Origin of the sequence: Micromonospora sp. NPDC049580, assembly GCF_040675595.1 — a bacterium.
Lineage (GTDB): Bacteria > Actinomycetota > Actinomycetes > Mycobacteriales > Micromonosporaceae > Micromonospora.
In genome coordinates this window covers 1-6,509 of sequence record NZ_JBFAPG010000367.1, presented here as the reverse complement: position 1 = coordinate 6,509, position 6,509 = coordinate 1, and the positions used below count along the sequence as shown (strand labels likewise).

Here is a 6,509-nt window from a genome sequence, read left to right as displayed (position 1 = left end):
GCGCCAGCCTGAAGTGCGCTCCGGGCACTGCCCGGTTGGTGGTACGGCGATCAGTGCGCGGCCCCGCTGAAGCGCTGGCGGCGACGCCAGGCCAGGGTCAGCAGCAGCATGATCGCGCCGGCGCCGACGAGGCCGCCGCCGAGCTTCATGGGCGTACCGATGCTGTCACCGGTGACGGGCAGCGGCTGCTTCTTGTGCAGCACCCGCAGCTCCGTGCTGGCGGTCCGGCCGGACTCGCGGCCCGTGGCGGTGAAGGTCAGCAGACCGGTCACCGACGGCTTGTAGCTCTTGGTGAAGCCGCCCTGGGCGTTGGTGAACGCCGTGAACTGCAGCGGCGCGCTCGCCTGGTACGCCACCGGCGCCATGGCCACGGTGGTGCCGTCGCTGCGGCGGGCCGGCGCCTTGCCTGCGGCCGGGGCCGCAATCGGGGTGACGGTCACCGTGATGTCGACGGTCTCGTTGGGGCCGAAGTTGGTGCCGGTCAGGATGACCGTCTCGCCGAGGAAGATCGTCGGCCGGTTGACGGTCAGGGACGCGGCGGTCGGCGGGTACGGCGGCGGCTGAGTCGGATCGGTGGTCGCGCTGGGCGTCGGCTGCGGCTGTGCCGCCCCCGCTGCCGTCGGCACGGCCACCACGGCCAGGCCGACCGTGAGCGCCATGATGATGCGGGATAGCCGCATGATTGGTTCCCTCCTACTGGTCACAGCTTGGTGCGGAATGAACTTGGGTGGTCCACGGGCTGGCGGTGGGGGTCAGCCATAGCTCGGCCTGCCCGACGTCGGTCTTGGCCGTCAGGACGGTGACCTCCAGCGCCCTCTCGACGCCGGGGCCGATGTCGACGTTGGCCGTCGCCACCTGGCGGCGGCGTTCGGTGCCGCTGCCCAGTGCCGTCTCAGCCCCGTCGAGCCGGGCGTCGAGCACGGAGCCGCCAGCCGGGCTGTAGATCGACACCAGCGTGCGGACGGTGTACGGATCGCCAGCCAGACCGAGGCCAAGGATCGATTTGCTGAGCCCTGACTTCGGCGCCGTCGAGCGCAGGGTCACCCGCAGCCGGAGCTCGCGGCGGCCGTCGGGCCGGCATTCGCCGACCGTGAGGTTCGCCGTCGGCCGCAGGTAGTAGCCGAGCTTTGCGCCGCTGCCATCGTTGAGGAACACGCCGACAGTCGGCACGGTGTCCTGTTCCGGGAGCGTCCCGGCCATCCGGCTGTCGCCGAATGTCCGCTGTTCTTCCGGATGAGCACTCCAGAACAATATCCGGCGTTCCGTGATAGCACGGTCGAATGCGGACAACAACACCCGTGGGTTGACATTCTTCTTGAAGAAGGCGTCAAACACCGCGGCGGCCGACGACGCGAAGTAGGCGTCCTGCTCCGTGGTGCCCAGCCGCTGGTAGGTCTCGTTGAGCAGGGTCTGCACGACCTTCTCGCTGGCCAGCGGCACTCCACCGGGCACCAGCACCGGGCCGGTCGCTTTCAGCAGGTAGGACAGCACCACCGGGTCGACGGCGAGAACGCCATCGACGGTGGTCCCGGTCTTGCGCCGGAACATCTCCCGGTACAGGGCGGCGGCGGTCGGGAAGTGCGGGGTGAGGTTCACGTCGGCGGGGTAGATGCCCGGCAGGTCGGTCCAGACCGCTCGGGTCTCGGCGGGCAGCTTCAACGCGGGAGTGAACCGGCCGAGGGACGCGCTACTGCCCTGCGCGCCCATCCGAACCCGTCCGTTCTCGGCCTCGATCATCGCGTACGCGCCGAACATGCCGCCGGTGGCACGCAGCTCGGCCAGGTTCTGCGAGACGAGCAGGTAACGCCGCGAGCCATTCGCACCGAGCAGCGGCGGCAGTAGCCGTGCGCCCTGGTCGGCCGCAGCGGTGAGACTGGCCAGCCGGTCGATCTCGCCACGTAGATCGGTCAGCGCCTGGCGCACCTGGTTGACCAGCCGGTCGACGGGCACCTCGCTCAGGTCACGGCGGGTGGCCTGCACCGCGTCGTTCGCCCGGGTCAGCTCTGCGGAGACCGAGCTGAGCCGGGCCAGGTCCAACCGACCCTCGGCCGGCACCAGGCTGGTCAGGTCCGTCCGCAGCAGGGTCGGGAACGCCCGCCGGGCCAGGTCGTCGATGGCGATGGCGATCAGCCGGACCGCGTCGAGGTCGTCGCCGGCGATCGGGGTACGCCGACCGACCTTCCAGCTCGGGTCGGACGTGGCGGCTCGGGCCGCGCGGGACTGCTCCTGCAGAGCGGAGAGAGTCCGCAGAGCACGGTCGGTGTCCCCGCCGACCACCTGCGTGCTCAGCTCCCGGGCCAGGCCGGCGGCGTTGAGCAGGTGCGCGCGCGCCTGCCAGCCCCGCAAGCCGATCCATCCGCCACTGGCGAGCAGCAGTGATCCGACCACCAGGGCACCGAGCAGGGCCCGTCGCAGCCGTGCGCGCCGGCGACGCCGGGATCGGCTTCGCCGTCGACGCGGCCGTTCGCTCTCCGTCACACCACACTCCCGTTTGCCGGAATCGGACAGTCCGTTCGATTCCCTGACGTTCTTAGCACGTGGCAAGGGATCTCGTACGGTTATGGGCCTTCTCGTCCTTTACGCGAGGTTTCCTCGCGGCTCTCCTGCACCCTGCGGGACCCGGCCGGCGGCCTCGTGCAGCAACCGCTCGATGCGGTCCACCCCGGCCGGCAACGACATCTCCCGCAGGTACGTCTGTCGGCCCCGGCGGCCCATCTCGGTGCGCGCCGGCGGCGGGATGGTGGCGGCCAACCAGAACCGGTCGGCCAGCGCGGCCCAGTCCTCGGGAGGGCACGACAACCCGGCTCGGGCGCGCTCGACCAGCTCGGCGGTGTCCCCGCCGGCCGACGCCACCACCGGCGCGGCGCAGGAGAGCGCGGCCTGCAGCTTGCCGGGCACCATGCCCCGAAGTTCCGGCAGGTCGCGCAGCATGATCAGCTGGTAGTCGGCGGCGGCGTACAGCTCGGGCATGTCGACCGGCGACCGCCGCTGAAGGAAGCGGACGTTCTCCGCCTTCAGTTCGGCGGCGAGCCCCCGCACCCGCTGCTCATCCGCGCCCGACCCGACCAGGACCAGATCCATGGTGCGGTCCAACGCCGCGGCGGCCCGTACCGCCGTCTCCAGCCCCTGGCGGGCGCCGATGGTCCCGGCGTGCATGACCACGCACCGGCGATCCCGGCGGACCATCTGCCGAGCCGCCGCGCCGGGTGTCGCCGGGTAGAAGATGCGCTCGTCGGTCCAGTTCAGCACCAGCTGGACCCGGGCCGGGTCGGCCCCGGCGGCGACCACCAGGTCCCGCATCGACGGTGCGGCCACCGCGACCCGCGCGGCCGTCCGGTAGATGCGGGTCATCGCGGCGCCCATCCGTGCCGACCAGCGGCCGTCGCCGTCCGCGTCCGCGCCGTCGCGTGCCCAGACATCCTGTACGTGCAACACGGCCGGCACCTTCGGAAGCAGCCGGAACAGAGCGGCGGTGGCGAACGTGGTGGCCGGCAGCTGGAAGACGTAGAGCGCGTCCACGTCGCCGAGGAACCGACGCGCCGCCAGCGACGCGCTGCCCGCGAACGACAGGTAGCTGACCATCCGCCCGTACGTGGAGGTGGCCCCGCCGGAGTAGCGCGGCACCCGCCGGACTGCCAGCCGTTGACTGTGCGTCTCGTGGTGCCAGCGCTGCCGCCACCCTGGATAGACGTGGCCGCCGGGGTAGTCCGGGAAGCCGGTGAGCACGCGGACCTCGTGCCCGCGCGCGGCCAGCTCCTCCGCGAGGCTGCCGGGGATGAAGGCGGGCTCGGGTGGAAAGTGGTACGACAGGATGCCGATCTTCACCGGGGCACCGCCGAGGACCACTGATCGGCCTCGGCCGGCGCGGCAGCACGTCCGGCGGGTGGTCGGCCCGCGTACGATGCCGACATCCCCTCCCCGCGCGGCCAGCGGCGTCGACGCACCACCCTCGGGGTGTGGCGACCCGTGTCCGCACCCACGAGAGGGCTCCCGATGGCCGACCGCGTGTTGTTCGTCTGCCACGCCAACCTGTGCCGCTCGCCGATGGCCGAATACCTGGCCCGCCGGTTGCTGGCCGACCGGCCCGTGCTGGTGTCCAGCGCCGGCACCGACGCGATGGACGGGATGGCGATGCACCCGTACGCGGCCCAGGTCGCGGCCGAGGGCGGCGGCGACCCGGCGGCCTTCGCCAGCCGGACGCTGCGTCCCGAACACCTCGCCGACGCGACGCTCGTGCTGACCGCGACACGGCGGCAGCGTTCGATCTGCACCGCGCTGGCGCCCGGCGCGCTGCACCGGACGTTCACCCTGCGCCAGTTCGGCCGACTGGCGGCGGCGGCCGAGCCGCCCGCCGAGTCGCGCGACGACCCGCTGCGGGCCGCCATCGCCGCCGCCGCCCACGCCAGGGGACGGTTGCAACCCGCCGCTCCGGACGCGGACGACCTGCGGGACCCGATCGGCGGGACCGCCGCCGACTTCCGTCGCTGCGCTGAGGAGATCGAACGCTCGCTACGACCCCTCGCTGCGCTCATCGGGGCAACCGGGTGAGTTCCTGGGTGCGGTCGCTGACGCCGTTGACGCCGGCGCCCTCGCTGTGCCGGGCCGCGGTGGCCCGGTCGGTCGGCACCGACGGCGTGGCCGACGAGGTGGCCACCCGGTAAGCCTCGTACTGGTACGCCTCGGCCTTGGCCACCTTGGCCATGTTCAGCACGCAGCCGAGCAACCGCACCGAGACCGAGTGCAGCGAGCGGGCCGCCGCGGCCACCTGGGTTCGCGACGTACGGCCCTGCTGACTCACCAGCAGCGCGCCGTCGGCCTGGACGGCCACCACGACACCGTCGGTCACCGCGAGCAGCGGCGCGGTGTCGATGATCACGATGTCCGTGGACTCGCGCAGCGCGAGCAGCAGGTCCGCCATCGCCTTGGAGCCGAGCAGTTCGCTCGGGTTCGGCGGCGCGGAGCCGCTGGGCAGCACCAGCAGGGACTTGTCGCCCCAGCGCTGCACCACGTCACCGACCTGGACGTCGCCGACCAGCACGTCGGTGAGACCGACGCCCGCGTCCAGGCCCAGGTACTCGTCGACCTTCGGGCGGCGCAGGTCCGCGTCGACCAGCAGCACCCGCCAGCCCGCCTCGGCCAGGGCGATGGCCAGGTTGCAGGAGAGCGTCGTCTTACCCTCGCCCTGCAGGGCGCTGGTCACGGCGATGACCCGGGCCGGCTCGTGCACGTCCACGAAGCGCAGGTTGGTCCGCAGCTTGCGGACCGCCTCCGCGCGCGCCGACGTCGCGGCTTCGCCGACGATCAGCGGAGCGGTGCGGGCGGCGCTCTCGAACGGAATCTCACCGAGCAGTGGGCTTCCGGTGGCGCGTTGCAGGCCCGCGGCGTCACGCAGGCGGACGTCGGCGACGCCGCGCAGGATCGCCAGGCCGACACCGAGCGCCAGACCGACCAGACCGCCGAGCGTGAGGTTGCGGACCGGCTGCGGCGAGACGGGGCTGGCGCTGACCCGTGGGCCGCTGACCACCTCGATCTTGATCGGCGCCTTGCCCTCGGGCGGCGTCTCGACCTTCTGCACGAGCTCGACGAACTTTGCCGCGAGGGTTTCGGTCACCCGCATCGCCCGCGCCTGGTCGGTGTCGGTGACGGAGGCGCGCAGCAGCACGGTGCCCGTCTCCGTGGAGGTGGTCACCCGGCGCTGCACCTCGTCCGCGGTGAGCCCGACCGGGGTCTCGGCCACCACGCTCTGCGCCAGGCGATCGCTGCTGAGCAGGTCGGCGTACGACTTGACCCGCTGCTGAAGGAACAGACCACCCTGGTAGGCGTCGCTGACGCCCTGGTTGGGGGTGGTGACGAAGAAGGTCACCGAAGCGACGTACCGGGGCTGGGCCCGTACGGTCAGAAACGCCGAGACGCCCAGGGCCACCATGACGGTGACCAGCACGACCCACCAGTGCCGACGCACGTGGCGCAATTGGCGGAGCAGGTCCATCAGGAGTGCCTCCGTGCGGGTCCGGTTACGCCAAAGAACTTCACGAAAACCCCCAAGGTCGTCTGCCAACTCGTGAAACCATTAAAGCCCCTCATAGGGCTTATGTCCGGAGTTATGCATTTTCGAGGCGAACAAGTGCGCCCACATGACCAACCCGACAAAGGGTCATTCGGCAGCGGCGACATCCGGGAAAAGTCCACGGCCGATCTCTGGCCGCCCCCCTCCCGGACGCCGAGTGATCGCCCGCACCCCACCATCGGAGGCGCACTGCTGCCCCTCGCGCTGATCTACGCGGCGGTGGTCCAGACAGCGGGCGGGGAGGGGTTGCGCGGTCAGGCCATCCCGATTGCCACCGACATCGCCCGCACGCTGGCCGCGCTCGCGGTGGTCAGCTCACACCTGGCAGCGGCCGGCAGGGTGGTCACGGACGAGCTGCCTTCACTCGGGTCGGTCGTGACCGGAACGGCGCCGGCGGTCGGGCCTGACACGAACGGCGTCGGCGGTCGCCCGTGCGGGCGAC

The 6,509-nt window shown here is 71.9% G+C and carries 5 protein-coding genes and 1 pseudogene; 2 read left to right on the top strand and 4 right to left on the bottom strand.

Features of this window, described 5'->3' with window-relative positions:
* Positions 1 to 50: 50 nt before the first annotated feature.
* From AB0J68_RS24130 to AB0J68_RS24120, 3 genes are all read right to left on the bottom strand, one after another.
* Positions 51 to 680: a hypothetical protein gene (locus AB0J68_RS24130; RefSeq protein ID WP_354863222.1), complete on the bottom strand. Its 630-nt coding sequence runs from the start codon at positions 678 to 680 to the stop codon at positions 51 to 53.
* A gap of 13 nt (positions 681 to 693) precedes the next feature.
* Positions 694 to 2,388: a DUF4012 domain-containing protein gene (locus AB0J68_RS24125; RefSeq protein ID WP_363940544.1), complete on the bottom strand. Its 1,695-nt coding sequence runs from the start codon at positions 2,386 to 2,388 to the stop codon at positions 694 to 696.
* A 189-nt stretch (positions 2,389 to 2,577) separates the two neighbouring features.
* Positions 2,578 to 3,825, bottom strand: a complete 1,248-nt coding sequence (locus AB0J68_RS24120) for a glycosyltransferase family 4 protein (RefSeq protein ID WP_354863224.1) — start codon at positions 3,823 to 3,825, stop codon at positions 2,578 to 2,580.
* 168 nt (positions 3,826 to 3,993) lie between these two features.
* Between AB0J68_RS24120 and AB0J68_RS24115 the strand changes: the two genes are divergently transcribed.
* Positions 3,994 to 4,548: a low molecular weight phosphatase family protein gene (locus AB0J68_RS24115; protein ID WP_354863225.1), complete on the top strand. Its 555-nt coding sequence runs from the start codon at positions 3,994 to 3,996 to the stop codon at positions 4,546 to 4,548.
* Here AB0J68_RS24115 and AB0J68_RS24110 read toward each other — a convergent pair.
* Positions 4,529 to 5,989: a polysaccharide biosynthesis tyrosine autokinase gene (locus AB0J68_RS24110; protein ID WP_355137154.1), complete on the bottom strand. Its 1,461-nt coding sequence runs from the start codon at positions 5,987 to 5,989 to the stop codon at positions 4,529 to 4,531. The two genes, AB0J68_RS24115 and AB0J68_RS24110, sit on opposite strands and share 20 nt — an antisense overlap.
* Before the next feature lie 255 nt (positions 5,990 to 6,244).
* Between AB0J68_RS24110 and AB0J68_RS24105 the strand changes: the two are divergent.
* Positions 6,245 to 6,509: pseudogene (locus tag AB0J68_RS24105) on the top strand (Na+/H+ antiporter NhaA); the annotation flags it as partial.

Coding starts and splice junctions, on each gene's coding strand:
- AB0J68_RS24110 (WP_355137154.1), bottom strand. CDS start 5,989: ATGGACCTGCTCCGCCAATTGCGCCACGTGCGTCGGCACTGGTGGGTC.
- AB0J68_RS24130 (WP_354863222.1), bottom strand. CDS start 680: ATGCGGCTATCCCGCATCATCATGGCGCTCACGGTCGGCCTGGCCGTG.
- AB0J68_RS24115 (WP_354863225.1), top strand. CDS start 3,994: ATGGCCGACCGCGTGTTGTTCGTCTGCCACGCCAACCTGTGCCGCTCG.